Raw genomic sequence first — 13,906 nt, forward strand, 5'->3', positions numbered from 1 at the left:
AACGGGGCCCTTTCTGCGCCGGGGGCAAGGCTTCGTGCTGCGGCAGTCAGAACGAATAGACCATCGTCAGCGAGGTCTGGGTATCGGTGTTCTTCTTGCCGTCCGGGACGCTGGTGTCGTTGCGCGCGCTGAAGCCGGCCTTCATCTGCATGGTGGAGTTGATCTTGGTGCTGAGCGAGGTCTCGGCCACCGAGCGGGTGTTCGACGTGCCTTTCTCGACACTGACCGTCTGGGCGAAGAAGGCGGACGGGCTGACGCGCCAGCGGAACTGCGCGGCCCCGCGCACGGTCAGGCCGCTTTCGTCCTCGCCGGTGGCACGCTCGCCCGCGAAATAGCCGGGGCCGAGCTCGACGTCGAGCGACTTGTCGCTGCTGTTCAGCCAGCGCGAACCGTGGCCGACGGCGACCGAGGAATAGCGGGTATAGGCGCCGAAGCGGTCGATGACATGCGAGCCGATCACGAAGGCTCGCTTGTGCTCGCCCAGCAGCTTGAGCGAGGCTTTGGCCGAGGCGGCAAAGCGCTCCGCCGACTTGCTGCGCTCCGTGTTGCCGTCCTCGTTCTCGTATTCGTCTTCCTTGAAGAAGCCGCTGACGATGAATTCGTGGCTCCAGTTGGCCGTCTCGTGGCGGGCATCGATCTTGCCCGTGACCGAGGTACCGGTGGTGTTGCCCGAGGTCGTGATCGCGCCCAGCTCGGCCGAGGTGAACCAGCTGCCTTCGGGAATGATCTCGGGCTTGGCGACGCTGATCGGCGCGTGGACGTTGCCAACCGCAGGCAGGTCGAACTCTGCCTGCGCAGCGCCATGGAAGGCGAGCAGACCGAGGGGAAGCAGGTATGCAGGGAATTTGAAGTGTTTCATAAGCACTGTATTGCCAGCAAGATGCGCGACATTGTAACGCAAAGAAAGCGCAAAACGATGCTTTGGGACACAATTAGCGCATTTTACTTTTGCCCCTTGGATGTCTGGCATCAAGTGCCGACCACAACAATCTTGAACATGAACAGAGCGGCAATGATCCACACCACCGGCGCCACTTCGCGCGCCCGACCCGTCAGGAGCTTGAGTACCGCATAGCTGATGAAGCCGAAGGCGATGCCTTCCGCAATCGAAAAAGTGAAGGGCATCACCAGCGCAGTCACGGCGGCCGGAATGCTTTCGGTGGAATCGCCCCATTCGACTTCGCCCAGGTCGGACAGCATCAGGCAGGCGACGAACAGCAGGGCCGGTGCGGTGGCGTAGGCCGGTACTACGCCGGCCAGCGGCGCAATGAACAGGCAGGCCAGGAACAGTACCGCCACCGTGAGGGCGGTCAGGCCGGTCCGCCCGCCCGCCTGTACGCCCGAGGCGCTCTCGAGGTAGGCGGTGGTGCTCGAGGTGCCCAGCACACTGCCGGCCACGATTGCGCCGCTGTCGGCCAGCAGGGCCTTGTTGAGGCGGTCCATCTTGCCTTCGACCAGCAGGCCGGCGCGGCGCGCCACGCCCATCAGGGTGCCGGTGGCATCGAACAGTTCGACCAGGAAGAACACCAGCACCACGTTCATGATGCCGACCGAGAGGGCGCCGGCGATGTCGAGCTTGAACAGGGTCGGCTCGATCGAGGGCGGGGCCGAGAAGATGCCGTTATAGGTGTTCCCGCCGAAGAAGAAGGACAGCACCGTCACCAGCACGATGCCGATCAGGATCGCGCCCTTCACGCGCAACCGGTCGAGCGCGACGATGGCGAAGAAGCCGACGATGGCCATGATGGCTTCCGGCTTGTGCAGGTCGCCGGCCTTGACCAGGGTCGGCGGATTGGCCACGACGATGCCGGCATTCTTCAGTGCGATCAGGGCCAGGAACATGCCGAGGCCGACCGTGATCGCCACGCGCATCGATTTCGGGATGCCGTTGACGATCATGCCGCGCAGGCCCAGCACCGAAACCAGGATGAACAGGCAGCCCGAAATGAACACCGCACCCAGCGCCGCGGGCCACGGAATGCCCATGCCCAGCACCACGGCGTACGCGAAATAGGCGTTCAGTCCCATCCCGGGCGCCATCGCGATCGGATAGTTCGCGTACAGGCCCATCACTGCGGTGCCGAGGGCGGCCACCAGGCAGGTGGCGACGAACACCGATTCCTTCGGCATCCCGGCGTCGCCGAGGATCGAGGGATTGACGAAGATGATGTAGACCATCGTCAGGAAGGTGGTCAGGCCGGCCAGCAGTTCGGTGCGGACGTTGGTGCCGCTCTGGGTAAGTTTGAAGAATCGGTCTAGCATTATTGTTGGGCTCCATGCGCGTTTTGACTGAAGCATAACACCCCGGAGCCTGGTGAAGGGAGCAGCGGCGCCACCGAAACACAAAGCAGCACCGCGCATCCATGCCAATGCGCTAACATGGCACCTCCATCATCACCAACCAATGTCATGCCGAAGAACAAACGTCCGCTGCCCCGTACCTCCAATAATCCGCGCGAGCCGGACAATGCGTCCCTGGCGCAGGAGCTGGCCGACCTGGCCCTGGCGATCGCCGAACGCGAGGAAGCGCCCGGTTTCGGCTCTGCCTCCGAGCGCGAGGAGGAACTCCTGGCCGCGGTGCGCAAGCTGCTGCGCAAGAAGCGCGACGAGGCGCTGTACGAAGCGATCGAAGTGGCGCGCTATACCGATCCCGAAGCCTGCCGCCTGCTGCGCAGCCGCATCGAGGAGGAAGCCGCCAACCTGCGCCTGCGCCGCGCGGAGGGCGACGGCAAGGACGTTGAGTACGAGATCGATGCCTTCCTGATCCCGCTGTTCGTGCGCACGACGGGCGGACTGCAAGCCCTCCAGACCTTCCAGGACGAGGAGGCCTTCGAAGCCCTTGCCAACAGCTTCCACCCGGCCGGACTGGAAAGCGCGGGCGCCAAGCTGGTACTGGTCCAGCATGCCTACGACCTGGCCGAGATCGATCACGTTTCCTATTCGGCCCTGCAGGAAATGCTGCGCGAGGCGGCTGCATCGCTGCTGGAAAAGAAGCTGCAGCCGGCACCGACCATCGAAGCCAGCATCCGCGGCTGGACCGGCGAGCGGTTCGCTCCGGACGAGTCGGCCCTGGAACTGCGCTTCCTGCTCGGCTTTTCGCTCAAGCGCGCCGACGACCCGTTCTATGCGGTGCCAAGGGACGAGGCGGGTGCCGAGGCCTGGTACGCGGCGCGCGAGGAGCGCTACCGCGGCTGGACCTTCCAGGCCGCGCCCCTGGTGCGGCGTCTGCTGGCGCGCGAGCCCGACGGTATCCACGTCGACTTCCTGTACCAGGACCTGTTCTACGGCGCCAAGGAACAGGGCGTGAGCGAACTGACCACCCTCGGCATCCTGTCCGAAATCGCGCGCACGCTGTCCGCCAAGGACCTGGCGCCCGACCAGGTCCATGCCGCCGTGGCGCCGCTCGACGCAGGCGAGCACATCGTCCTGCGCATCAACCTGTATGCGCTCGACGGCGGCACCCCCTGGGGCAGCGTCGAGACTCCGGTCGACCTGGCTGCCGACCTCGGCGCCGAGATGGACACCCTGTGCGACGCCTTGCTGTCGCTTGGCCTCGAGGGCGTTTCCGTGGCCACCGGCTTCAGCGAGGACGGGCACGCCGAAGGAGCCGAACCCTACCAGCCGGGTTGACGATACTTGCCGTCACGCCGCTTTCCTGCCACCTCGGCGGCAGATCCGGCGGCTGTGGAAAGCCTTCCACGGTCGTCTCGCCCGAATGATAATCGCTTGCCGGCACGGCAGCCGGCGTGCGCGCGGCCGTGCACGGTAAAAAGTGCGATAACTTTTCGTAGTGGATTTTCTTGTATGGCTGTAGGAACAGCCCTACATGAGTGCGCTCAGCCGGAAGGGCTCTCCTATGAAAGGGCTTTGTAACATCTGCTTGCAACATTTCCATAAATAAATATTGCAATGCATAAATGAAAATAATGGCAATTTTGCATGTTACGATTGGCAGGTTCGGTGTGGGTTTGAACCGATATTGTCCACACCCTGGGAACTGGCACAGAGAGAAAACGCCAGGCTTTGCCAACAACTATAGCGCCACGACGGCGAAAGGAAATGAATATGCCGACCTTGATCGTGTTTTGCCACCTGCGTTGGGACTTTGTCTTTCAGCGTCCCCAGCACCTGATGACCCGCCTGGCGGAACACTACGACATCCTTTTTGTCGAGGAACCGGTGTATAGCGAAGGGCAGGCATACCTGAAGAAGACGGCCGTCGCGCCGAACATCACGGTGTGCCAACCGCATACCGCGATCCATGCACCAGGTTTCCACGATGACCAGATCCCGACCCTGCACACCCTGCTGGCCGACCTCGTGCCGGAAGGCGAGCAGCCGGTCGTCTGGTTCTACACGCCGATGGCGCTGCCGCTGCTGCAGGGCCTGAACCCGTCCAAGGTCATCTACGACTGCATGGACGAACTGGCGATGTTCAAGAACGCACCGAAACAGCTGCTGCAGCGCGAGAGCGCGCTGCTGAACATGGCCGACGTCGTCTTCACCGGCGGCCCCAGCCTGTACCAGTCCAAGCGCGACCGCCATGCGAACGCCCACTGCTTCTCGAGCAGCGTCGACGCCAAGCACTTCCGCCAGGCCCAGGACCGCTCGATCTCGCATCCCGACCAGGCCCATATCGCGCATCCGCGCCTGGGCTTCTACGGCGTGATCGACGAGCGCCTGGACGTGGAACTGGTGTCGAAGATGGCGGACGCCCATCCGGAATGGCAGATCGTGATGGTGGGACCGGTCGTGAAGATCGACCCGGCCACGCTGCCGAAGCAGCCGAACGTCCACTACATGGGCCAGCGCAGCTACGACCAGCTGCCGAAGTTCCTGGCCGGCTGGGACGTGTGCCTGCTGCCGTTCGCGATGAACGACTCGACCAAGTTCATCAGTCCAACCAAGGTGCTCGAATACATGGCGGCCGAGCTGCCGGCGGTCTCGACCCCGATCACCGACGTCAAGGTGCCGTATGGCGACGTGGTGGCGGTAGCCGCTACCGCGGACGAGTTCATCGCCGCCTGCGAACGCCAGCTGGCCCTGACCGAAAGCGAACGCCAGGCCATGGCCAAGCGCATGCGCGAAGTGGTCGCGAACACCTCGTGGGACCTGACTGCGCAGCGCATGCACGCGCTGATCGAAAGCGCCGTGCCGGGCCGCCACGCGCGCCTGCCGGCCAATCCGGAGACCGCCAAGGCGGACGTACTGCCGGTCAAGGCCACCAAGGTAGCGGTGGCAAAGACCGCCTGACAGGGTAAGCGGCCAGCGCGTCGGGTACCGGCAGCGCTGGCTGGCGACGGCACGGCGGCGGACCCTTGCGGGTGCCGCCGCCGTGTTTTTTGGGGGGCAGGCCGTGCCGGTTCGTAGGGTGGGCGGCTTCACCCGGGTGCATGCCCATCGATACCGTATGGGCCGCTCACGCGGCAATAGTTACCAGCCAGATCATCGAGGCCGAGATCGGAGCCGCGAGCTGTCACCGCGTGGGCGGCTTTGGCATTCGGGATCGACACAGAAAAACGGCGGCGCGTCTTGCGACGGCGCCGCCGTTTTCCGGCCATGTTGCGAGGATCAGGCCTTCCGCTTAGCGCTTGCCACCACGTCCGCCGCCGTTGCCGCCGCTTTGCGAATTACCACGGTTGCCGCTCTGCTGGTTGCCGTCGTTCTTGTGGCTCATGCGGCCGGCTTCGCGTGCTTCCTCGGAAGTGAACTCGTGGGCATTGCCGGATGCGTGGGCCGCACGGCCGCCCTGCGAGGCGATCTCGCGCTGGCGTTGCGGGTCCATCGAGGCGAAGCCGCGGTTGCTGGTGCCGTTACCGCCACCGCCGCTCTGCGAGTTGCCGCCGCTGCCGCCTTGCGAGCTGCCGCGGTTGCCGCCGCCCGAAGCACGGCCGCCGTGGGAGGCGATCTCACGCTGCTGTTGCTGGTCCACGGAGGCGAAGCCGCGCTTGCCGTTTCCCTGGTTGTTCGATGCCATGATGGTCTCCTTTATCGATGACAGGGTTGCTTGAAGTCTCGTCCGGCCTGCGCTGCCGCGTCCTGCGGGGGCGTCCTGCCGGAAGAGGCGAGTCCATCTTAGGCCGCCGGCCTCGGCCGCGGAATAGGACTGTCCGGCCCTCGACTGTAGGACCGCTCCGGCGCATACCGCGGGGCGTCCGGCGGGCTAGTGCTTCACCAGATGGCTCGCCACGCCATCGGCAGGAGGCCAGCCGCCCACCGGATCGTGGGCGCCGGCGACGCGCACGACCGACAGCGGGTGGGCGAACTGGATGCCTTCGCGCTGGAAGGCGCGGTAGACCTGCAGCAGGATCTGCTCCTGCGCATCCATGTGCAGGATGTAGTCGGGGCTCTTGAAGTGGTACACCACCTCATAGTCGAGCGACCAGTCGCCGTAGCGGAAGAAGTGGGCGCGCTCGAAGTCGACATCCGGGCGCGCGTCGATGATCTCGCGGATCATCGATGGGATCGCGGTCACCTTGGCTTCGCTGGTGCCATAGGCCACGCGCAGGACGAAGGCCACCCGGCGCGACTCCATGCGCTTGTGGTTGTGGATCCGGCTCTTGAGCAGCTCGCCGTTCGAGAACACGATCTGCTCGCCGCCGAGGCCGCGCAGGCGCGTGGTCTTCAAGCCGATATATTCGACCGCACCGAGCGCATCGCCCACGATGATGAAGTCGCCGACCTCGAACGGTTTGTCGAGCATGATCGAGAGCGAGGCGAACAGGTCGCCGAGGATGTTCTGGGTAGCCAGGGCCACGGCGATGCCGCCGATTCCGAGGCTGGCGACCAGGGTGGTGATGTTGAAGCCGAAGTTGTCCAGCATCATCAGGAAGGCCACTGTCCACACCACGAGGCGCATCATGAAGAACAGGATCGTGCTGGAGGCCTTGCGGGCGCCATCTCCCGGGATGGCAAGCAGCTGGCTGCGCCAGCCGCGCAGCGCGGTGTCGCCCCAGATGGCCAGTTGCAGGATCAGGGACCCGACTGCCACCCGCGACACCACCATGCGCCAGCTTTCGGGCAGGACAAGGAAGATGCTGCCCAGGTAGAAGGCGATGGCCAGCTTGAAGACCAGGTAGCTCCGGTTCAGCATCCGCAGCAGCAGATCGTCGAGCCGGGTCGCGGTGCGCCCTGCCACGCCCCTCGCGCGGTGGAGGAAGAACATGCGCAATGCCAGCATCACGGCGGTCGCGCCGACGAAGACGCCGATCGCCAGCATCCAGTTTTCCAGGTCATTGTTATGCAACAAATATTCCATCCGCCACTCCATTCGATCACTCACTGCAAACAAGCAGTGTGCGGTCCGGGCAGCCTGCGGCGCGCACAATTGACAATGGCTCGGCTTCGCCGATACATTGGCTCGACAAGGCTTGGTGGGACCCGAGCCGGATGGTGGAGGGCATGGCAAAACACGGCGTTTCGTGCGGTACCCTGGTCGTCAACCCGCGGCGCGAGCTGCTGCTGTGCCACGTCACGAACACCCGGAAGTGCGATATCCCGAAGGGCATGCGCGAGGCCGGCGAGAGCGAACTGCAAGCCGCGATGCGCGAGCTGCGCGAAGAAACCGGGCTGGTGTCCGATGCGACGCTGTTCCGCGACCTTGGGCCTTTCGCCTACCGGCGCGACAAGGGGCTGCACCTGTTCATGCTGGAGCCGGGCCGGGGCCTCGACAGCCTTGCCCACCTGCGTTGCAGCACGCGCTTCCCGCACCACGTGACCGGCGTCCTGTTGCCCGAGATGGACGGCTACCGCTGGGCCACCCGGGACGAGGTGGCCGGGCTGTGCTGGCCGCGGATGGGAGAGGTGCTGCTGTCGATCGCCTGGTAGGGCGGCACGGCCGCGGTCCCGCGGCCGTTCAGGCCAGCGCCTCCTCGATGGCGGCGGTGGTGGCCGGCTTGGTGAGGTGCTGGTCGAAGCCCGCCCGTGTGCTGCGCTCGCGGTCGCCCTCGGCGCCCCAGCCCGTCAGGGCCACCAGCCGGACGCCGGCATGGCACGGCTCGCGCCGGATGGCTTGCGCCACCTCGTAACCCGACATGCCGGGCATGCCAAGGTCGAGGAACACCACTTCTGGCTGGAAGCCGGCCATCATGCGCAGCGCCTGGTGGCCGTCGTTTGCGACCAGGGCCTGGTGGCCGAGCTGGCCGAGAACCGCAGACAGCGTCTCGGCGGCGTCGCGGTTGTCGTCCACGACCAGCACGCGCCGGGCGGGGCGCGGCGCCGTGGCGGAGTGTCCCGGTCCGGCGGCCGGTACCGGGACCTCCGCCGGGGCCAGCGGCAGCCGCACGGTGAACACGCTGCCGGCATTGGTGCCGGCGCTGTTCGCCTGTACGGTGCCGCCATGCAGCTCCACCAGGCTGCGTACCAGCGACAGTCCGATGCCGAGGCCGCCCGCCGCGTGGCGGCGGCCTTCCCCAATCTGGGTGAACATCTCGAAGACGTCTTCCAGCCGCTCCGGATCGATGCCGATGCCGTTGTCCGACACGGCAATGACCGCATCATTGCCGTCGCGCTCGGCCGCCAGCACGATGCTGCCGCCGCGCGGCGTGTAGCGCGCCGCATTGTTGAGAAGGTTCGACACCACCTGGGTCAGGCGTGTGGCGTCGCCCTCCATCATCAGGGTTTCCTGCGGCAGGCGCAGGTCGAGGTGGTGGCGCGCCGCCTCGATCAGCGGCATGCTGGTCTCCGCCGCCGCCGTGAGCACGCCGGCCAGGTCGATGCGCTCGCGCTTCAGGGCGATCTGGCCGCGCGTGATGCGGGCGACATCCAGCAGGTCGTCGACCAGGTGCACCAGCTGCCCGAGCTGGCGCTCCATGATGTCGTGGATGCGTGCCACGGCCGCAGGATCGTCGGGCGCGCGCCGGATGAACTGCAGGCCGCTGCGCAGCGGCGCCAGCGGATTGCGCAGCTCGTGGGCGAGCGTCGCCAGGAACTCGGTCTTGATGCGGTTCGCCTCTCCCAGGTCGGCCGCCATCGAGCGCAGCGCGTCCTCGCCCTTGCGGCGCGCCGTGATGTCGTTGAACACGACGGCAAGCCGGTGCTGTTCCGGCGGCCCGATGCGGGCCGCATACACGTCGTACCAGCGCCCCAGTTCGCGCGCCTCGTTGACGAAGCGGACCGGCTCGCCCGTCGCGGCTACGCGGCCATAGATCTCGAACCAGTGGCGCTCGTGGCCTGGCGCAACCTGGCGCATGGTGCGGCCGATCGCATCGGCCAGGCCGGTCTGCTTGACGAAGGCCGGGTTGGTCTCGAGGATGCGGTAGTCACAGGGCTGTCCGCTATTGTCGTACAGCATTTCGATGACGCAGACACCCTCGTCGATCGAGTCGAACAGGGTGCGGTAACGTTCCTCGCTCAGGCGCAGCTGCTGCTCGGCCTCGAACTGGCGCGAGGCGTCGATGACCACGCCGCGCATGCGCGGCGTGCCGTCGGCGGCCCCTACCACGCTGCCGCGCCCGATGACCCAGCGCCAGCCGCCGCCGGCGCGCCGGACACGGAAGGTCGCGTCATAAGGGGCGCCGCGCGCGACGGCATCGGACAACAGCGTCTGCACGGCGGCCGCATCGTCGGGATGGACGGCATCGAAATAGCGCGCCACCGGCGCACAGTCGCGCATGGCCTCGGGAATATGGAACAGGGCGCGCATGCGGGCGTCGCCGGTCACCCGATCCCGCGCAATGTCCCAGGTCCACACCCCCAACTCGGCCGCGGCGATGATGGCCTCGAGGCGTGCGCTGGCGTCGGTGAGGGCCGCTTCCGCGCTGCGCCGTTCGGCAGCGGCGCGGAAGGCGTCGATGTAGAAGCGCAGCTTGGCGCGCAGGATGACCGGAGACAGCGGCTCGGTCAGTACCGCCACGGCGCCGGCTTCATACAGCGGTTCGACCGGGAACGGCGCCTGGCCGGGAACGCCCACCGCGACCACCGGCGTATGCACGGAGCGCCGCGTGGCCCTGACCTGGCGGATGGTGGCGGCCAGCGTCTCGGGGTCGCCTGCATAGCCGACCAGCATCAGCGCGAAGTCGTGGTGGCGCGCATGCGCGATTCCCGCCGACGCGGAACGCGCATGCACGATCGTCTCGCCCAGCTCGTCCGCGACCCGCCCCAGCACCGGATCCGGCACCGGGCGCTCGCAGATGAACAGCACGCTGGCGTCGCCAGGCGTCAAGGCCTACCCCCGTTGGCCGCTACGCGTCTCATGGTCGGATCCTGTTGTGGTTGTGGCGTCAATCTACGGTCCGGATGCTTCCCTGTCAACGTCTACCGGCACGCGACGCCGGTCTTGCGCCGCACTCTGGAAATTGCCAGTAGTATTTCCCTCAGGTTGACCACATGTTGACCACATGTTGGCCACACGGCCGTAGGCACGGACAAGGGAGGAACGGAGCATGGACAGCGGAGCAAGCACCGCACGATACGAAGTGGCCGACATCATGCGCGGCATTTACGGGGACGGCATCATAGCGTGCCGCGGGGCCTTCAGCCGCGAGCTGATCGGGGAACTGCGCGCCGACATCGACATGTTGTTCGAAGAAGCACTGGCACGCGAGGGGGGAGCACTGAACCGGGGCCCGAACCGCTATTACGTCGAGGTGCATCCGGAGCGCCTGCGCTCCTTCGTGACGATCGCCAGCCATCCGTGGGTGAGGGCGGTCTGCAGCGCCGTGCTGGGACCGGAGTGGCGCTTCGTCGAAGTCGGCTTCGACGTTCCCGGTCCGGGCGCCATGCACCAGCCCTGGCACCGCGATTTCGCGTCGCCGCCGGAGACGGTGCAGGGCCGGCGCCTCAGTTCGCTGGCCTTCAACATCACCACCGTCGACGTCACCGAGGAGATGGGCCCGTTCGAGATCGCCCCGGGCACCCAGTGGGACCTGTACGACGGCGACCCGATGTTCCCCGACAAGGCGCTGTATCCGCGCTACGAGGCGCTGGCGCAGCGCAAGTTGCCGAAAGTGGGCGACATTTCGGCGCGTTCGGCCCTGACCATCCACCGCGGCACGGCCAACCACGCGAACGTCTCGCGCCCGGTGCTGGTGATAGGGGCCGACGCACCGGATGCGACCAACGCCATCAAGCACGACCTGCAACTGTCGCGCGCCTATTTCGACGGCCTGCCGGAGGAGGTGCGCCGGCACCTGAACTGCCGCGTGGTCGAGCAACTCGTGCCGATCCAGCAGGCGCATACGATCGAGGGCCTGAAGATGGGCGTGACGATGGGTGGGTGAGGGAGCGGGAAGGGAGGGGCCGCCGCCGGCGGCCCTGGGAGCTTACTGCTTGTCCGGCACGCCCTGCGAGGGCACCGGGGTCTTGAGCGCGTCCGGAACGGCGTCGGCGATGCCGTTCTCGGGCATCTGGCCAACCCGGCGTGCCTCGTCGGAATGCTGGTCGAGGCTCACTTCTTCGGCCACGTCGAAGCGGCCGTCTTCGGCGCCTTCTTCGCCGGGGAGCAGGTTTTCCGAACGCTGGTCCTGGCCGCCGCCGGCGATGGGGTTCTGCTGCGCGGCGGACTGGTCGTTATCGGGTTGGGTAGCTGGGGCCATGCTGTCCTCCTGTCGACGGTTTTTCATGGCCCATTATCGCGCCGCGCCCAAGGGCCCGGCGCACGCTAAGGATTCAACTCAGTCGCGCCTTTCCTTGCGCGGCAAGTTCTTCTCCACGATCGCCCACACGATCATCCCGTACGCCACCACGCGGATCAGGTAGTGCAGGGGCGAATCCTCGCCGGCTTCGTTCAGCACCGCGGAATACACCCGGTGCAGGCCTTCGATGAAGAAGGACAGGGCGAACCACAGGAAGAACCGGTCGCCGGTATTGCGCCAGAAGCGCAGGAAGAACAGGGCGATCGTGAGCGAAGCCATCGAGATCGCACCGTACATCATCTGGATCATTGCCTCACTCCTTCTCGTAGATCAGGCCGTACAGCAGCAGCACACAGGCCGTCAGCGCGCTGATGACCCGCAGCGGCATGAAATCGACATTCGGGAACACAATCTTGTCGAAGATCAGGAAAAGGTTGTTGAAGGTCATCACCGCAAAGCACAAACTGCTCCAGAACAGGAGACGGTAACGCGTACGCCGGTAGCTGGCAAACAGAAGCCAGGTACAGGCCAGCGAGGTCAGCATGCACAACGTGTAGATGAGTTCGCCCATTAGGAATCCTTTCGCAGGCGGAAGGCGTCGGCGAACTGCTGCGCCTTGCGATCGAGTGTGGAATGGATGAGATTGGTAACGTCCACCAGGTGGCGCGCGTAAAGATCGGCCAGGCCATCGATGCGTTCGCGCAGCGCATCGGAACCTGGCGCATAGCAGTAACAGTGTTCCTGCGGCGCGGGGCAGGTCTTGGCCATGCCGGCGCGGCACAGTTCGTCGAGCAGGCCCTGGGCCGTACGCTCGCTGGTGTAGAGCCGCCCAGCCAGCATCGCCCCGCTCCATTGCTGGGCCGGGGCGGCGCGCATGAGCAGCAGCGCTTCGAGGAAAGGCACGGAGGGGATGCTCGTCAAGATAAAACGGCGCAAGTCCTCTGGGATGGGCGGACGGTTCATTCGCTTCGGGTATACTTTCCCAAAAGGAATCTTTTGTTGAGAAAGCCGGAAGTTTATACCATTCTTAAAGGAAAGGACATTTCAATCGTGCGCGTCTTGAGCAACGCATTGTTTGACTTTGCTCAACGGTGCTCGGCTACAATGCGCGCTATCGATTCTCTTGTTTTAGCCCGCCTACCATCATGTACCGTACCATCCTGGCCCGGCTCGGCCGCGTTTCCTTCCTTGCCGTGCTGCTGGCCGCCGGCGCCGCCCGGGCCGCGGGCTGCCCCGACCATTATCTCGACGGCCGCGCGCCCGAGATCCGCAACCCCAAGCTGGCTGCCGCCACCCGCGAGCTGTGCTACAGCGAATTCGGAATCATGCATTCGGGCGTGACCCGCACCGCGCTGTGGTCGGCCGAGCACCTCGCGCCTGCCCAACTCGAGGCCGCCCAGGACCTTGACCGCGATAATTCCTTCCACCCCGAGCCGCGCCTGCCGCGCGGGCAACGCGCCGAGCTGTCCGACTATGCGCGCAGCGGCTTCGACCGCGGCCACCTGGCGCCGAACGGCAACATGCCCGACCGCCGCGCCCAGCGCGAAAGCTTTTCGCTGGCCAACATGGTGCCCCAGGACCGCGAGCACAACCGCCACATCTGGGCCCCGATCGAAGGCGCGGTGCGCAAGATGGCCAAGCGCGAAGGCTCGCTGTACGTGATCACCGGCCCGGCCTTTCTTGGCACCAGCCTGCGCAAGGTCGGCAACGTGATCGTGCCGAGCCACCTGTACAAGGTGGTGTACAGTCCCCGCCAGAAGGCGGCGGCCGCCTGGTTCGTCGAGAACCGCGGCGACGCACCGATCCACGTGATCCCGGTCGCCGAGCTGGAACGGATCGTCGGCATCGAGTTGCTGCCTTCCCTGAGCCGGCAGCAGAAGGAGCGCATGCTTGCGCTGCCGAAGATCCGCCAGAACAAGTCGCGCAACTGATCGCGACACCACGATCGCCGCCTGAAGACCGTAGCGCCAGAGAGGAGTATTCCATGCCAGCGAAGAAATCGTTCAAGCCCTTTGCCAACGAGGCCGACGTCCTCGAGATCGGCAACCTGATGCTGGAGAACCGGATCGACCGCATTACCATTTCCGGCGATGTCGACCTGACCGCCGACAAGGCCGGGCTCGAGCTGGCGCGCCGGCTGCACGCCCAGCTCGGGGCAGTGGTCGACGCGCTCGAGGCACGCGAGCTGCCCGAGCGACTGCCGCCGCCCGACGTCAAGACCGTCGACAACCCTTTCGCCTGATCCTCCATCCCGGCTCCATGCCGGATCAGCCCGGAAGCAGACACCTGCGACAGGGCCTTGACATTCCGCGCGTCAAGGGTGCGCATGCCCC

15 protein-coding genes are annotated in these 13,906 nt (G+C 65.8%); 6 read left to right on the forward strand and 9 right to left on the reverse strand.

Annotated elements, in window-relative coordinates:
- Positions 1–46: 46 nt before the first annotated feature.
- Entirely contained in the window at positions 47–859 is an 813-nt protein-coding gene (locus MA09_RS08300) for a YdiY family protein (protein WP_081897484.1), read from the reverse strand.
- Between the two features lie 110 nt (positions 860–969).
- The gene (locus MA09_RS08305) at positions 970–2,262 is read right to left on the reverse strand and encodes an NCS2 family permease (RefSeq protein WP_036246856.1); all 1,293 of its coding nucleotides are present in this window, start codon (positions 2,260–2,262) and stop codon (positions 970–972) included.
- Between the two features lie 147 nt (positions 2,263–2,409).
- On the opposite strand from MA09_RS08305, the gene MA09_RS08310 reads away from it, so the two are divergent.
- Positions 2,410–3,630, forward strand: coding sequence for a hypothetical protein (locus tag MA09_RS08310; RefSeq protein ID WP_036246857.1), 1,221 nt, complete (start codon positions 2,410–2,412; stop codon positions 3,628–3,630).
- A 435-nt stretch (positions 3,631–4,065) separates the two neighbouring features.
- Positions 4,066–5,253 (forward strand): glycosyltransferase, encoded by a 1,188-nt coding sequence (locus tag MA09_RS08315; protein ID WP_051933286.1) that lies wholly within the window; start codon positions 4,066–4,068, stop codon positions 5,251–5,253.
- A 331-nt stretch (positions 5,254–5,584) separates the two neighbouring features.
- Here MA09_RS08315 and MA09_RS08320 read toward each other — a convergent pair whose 3' ends face one another.
- Both MA09_RS08320 and MA09_RS08325 read right to left on the reverse strand, forming a co-directional pair.
- Positions 5,585–5,977: a KGG domain-containing protein gene (locus MA09_RS08320; RefSeq protein ID WP_081897485.1), complete on the reverse strand. Its 393-nt coding sequence runs from the start codon at positions 5,975–5,977 to the stop codon at positions 5,585–5,587.
- A gap of 186 nt (positions 5,978–6,163) precedes the next feature.
- Positions 6,164–7,258, reverse strand: a complete 1,095-nt coding sequence (locus tag MA09_RS08325) for a mechanosensitive ion channel family protein (protein WP_051933287.1) — start codon at positions 7,256–7,258, stop codon at positions 6,164–6,166.
- Between the two features lie 143 nt (positions 7,259–7,401).
- Here MA09_RS08325 and MA09_RS24830 point away from each other — a divergent pair, with 143 nt between their 5' ends.
- Entirely contained in the window at positions 7,402–7,827 is a 426-nt protein-coding gene (locus MA09_RS24830) for an NUDIX domain-containing protein (RefSeq protein ID WP_036247452.1), read from the forward strand.
- A 28-nt stretch (positions 7,828–7,855) separates the two neighbouring features.
- Here the strand turns inward: MA09_RS24830 and MA09_RS08335 are convergent, their stop codons facing one another.
- The gene (locus tag MA09_RS08335; protein WP_036246858.1) at positions 7,856–10,162 is read right to left on the reverse strand and encodes an ATP-binding protein; all 2,307 of its coding nucleotides are present in this window, start codon (positions 10,160–10,162) and stop codon (positions 7,856–7,858) included.
- Positions 10,163–10,382: 220 nt separating this feature from the next.
- On the opposite strand from MA09_RS08335, the gene MA09_RS08340 reads away from it, so the two are divergent.
- Entirely contained in the window at positions 10,383–11,219 is an 837-nt protein-coding gene (locus MA09_RS08340) for a phytanoyl-CoA dioxygenase family protein (protein ID WP_036246859.1), read from the forward strand.
- 42 nt (positions 11,220–11,261) lie between these two features.
- On the opposite strand, the gene MA09_RS08345 is transcribed toward MA09_RS08340, so the two are convergent.
- The 4 genes from MA09_RS08345 to MA09_RS08360 all read right to left on the reverse strand — a co-directional run bounded on the left by MA09_RS08345 (position 11,262) and on the right by MA09_RS08360 (position 12,476).
- Positions 11,262–11,534 (reverse strand): hypothetical protein, encoded by a 273-nt coding sequence (locus MA09_RS08345; protein WP_036246860.1) that lies wholly within the window; start codon positions 11,532–11,534, stop codon positions 11,262–11,264.
- A 78-nt stretch (positions 11,535–11,612) separates the two neighbouring features.
- Positions 11,613–11,882: a DUF5985 family protein gene (locus MA09_RS08350; RefSeq protein WP_036246861.1), complete on the reverse strand. Its 270-nt coding sequence runs from the start codon at positions 11,880–11,882 to the stop codon at positions 11,613–11,615.
- A gap of 4 nt (positions 11,883–11,886) precedes the next feature.
- The gene (locus tag MA09_RS08355) at positions 11,887–12,144 is read right to left on the reverse strand and encodes a DUF5985 family protein (protein ID WP_036246862.1); all 258 of its coding nucleotides are present in this window, start codon (positions 12,142–12,144) and stop codon (positions 11,887–11,889) included.
- Positions 12,144–12,476: a hypothetical protein gene (locus MA09_RS08360; RefSeq protein ID WP_229440623.1), complete on the reverse strand. Its 333-nt coding sequence runs from the start codon at positions 12,474–12,476 to the stop codon at positions 12,144–12,146. Before MA09_RS08360 ends, MA09_RS08355 begins: the two co-directional genes overlap by 1 nt.
- Positions 12,477–12,718: 242 nt before the next feature.
- Between MA09_RS08360 and MA09_RS08365 the strand changes: the two genes are divergently transcribed.
- Positions 12,719–13,504: a DNA/RNA non-specific endonuclease gene (locus MA09_RS08365; RefSeq protein WP_036246864.1), complete on the forward strand. Its 786-nt coding sequence runs from the start codon at positions 12,719–12,721 to the stop codon at positions 13,502–13,504.
- 53 nt (positions 13,505–13,557) lie between these two features.
- Positions 13,558–13,815, forward strand: a complete 258-nt coding sequence (locus MA09_RS08370; RefSeq protein ID WP_036246865.1) for a hypothetical protein — start codon at positions 13,558–13,560, stop codon at positions 13,813–13,815.
- Positions 13,816–13,906 lie beyond the last annotated feature (91 nt).

It is taken from the genome of Massilia sp. BSC265 (genome assembly GCF_000740675.1).
Taxonomy (GTDB): domain Bacteria; phylum Pseudomonadota; class Gammaproteobacteria; order Burkholderiales; family Burkholderiaceae_D; genus Telluria.

Coding starts and splice junctions, on each gene's coding strand:
- MA09_RS08300 (WP_081897484.1), bottom strand. CDS start 859: ATGAAACACTTCAAATTCCCTGCATACCTGCTTCCCCTCGGTCTGCTC.
- MA09_RS08305 (WP_036246856.1), bottom strand. CDS start 2,262: ATGCTAGACCGATTCTTCAAACTTACCCAGAGCGGCACCAACGTCCGC.
- MA09_RS08310 (WP_036246857.1), top strand. CDS start 2,410: ATGCCGAAGAACAAACGTCCGCTGCCCCGTACCTCCAATAATCCGCGC.
- MA09_RS08315 (WP_051933286.1), top strand. CDS start 4,066: ATGCCGACCTTGATCGTGTTTTGCCACCTGCGTTGGGACTTTGTCTTT.
- MA09_RS08320 (WP_081897485.1), bottom strand. CDS start 5,977: ATGGCATCGAACAACCAGGGAAACGGCAAGCGCGGCTTCGCCTCCGTG.
- MA09_RS08325 (WP_051933287.1), bottom strand. CDS start 7,258: ATGGAATATTTGTTGCATAACAATGACCTGGAAAACTGGATGCTGGCG.
- MA09_RS24830 (WP_036247452.1), top strand. CDS start 7,402: ATGGCAAAACACGGCGTTTCGTGCGGTACCCTGGTCGTCAACCCGCGG.
- MA09_RS08340 (WP_036246859.1), top strand. CDS start 10,383: ATGGACAGCGGAGCAAGCACCGCACGATACGAAGTGGCCGACATCATG.
- MA09_RS08345 (WP_036246860.1), bottom strand. CDS start 11,534: ATGGCCCCAGCTACCCAACCCGATAACGACCAGTCCGCCGCGCAGCAG.
- MA09_RS08350 (WP_036246861.1), bottom strand. CDS start 11,882: ATGATCCAGATGATGTACGGTGCGATCTCGATGGCTTCGCTCACGATC.
- MA09_RS08355 (WP_036246862.1), bottom strand. CDS start 12,144: ATGGGCGAACTCATCTACACGTTGTGCATGCTGACCTCGCTGGCCTGT.
- MA09_RS08365 (WP_036246864.1), top strand. CDS start 12,719: ATGTACCGTACCATCCTGGCCCGGCTCGGCCGCGTTTCCTTCCTTGCC.
- MA09_RS08370 (WP_036246865.1), top strand. CDS start 13,558: ATGCCAGCGAAGAAATCGTTCAAGCCCTTTGCCAACGAGGCCGACGTC.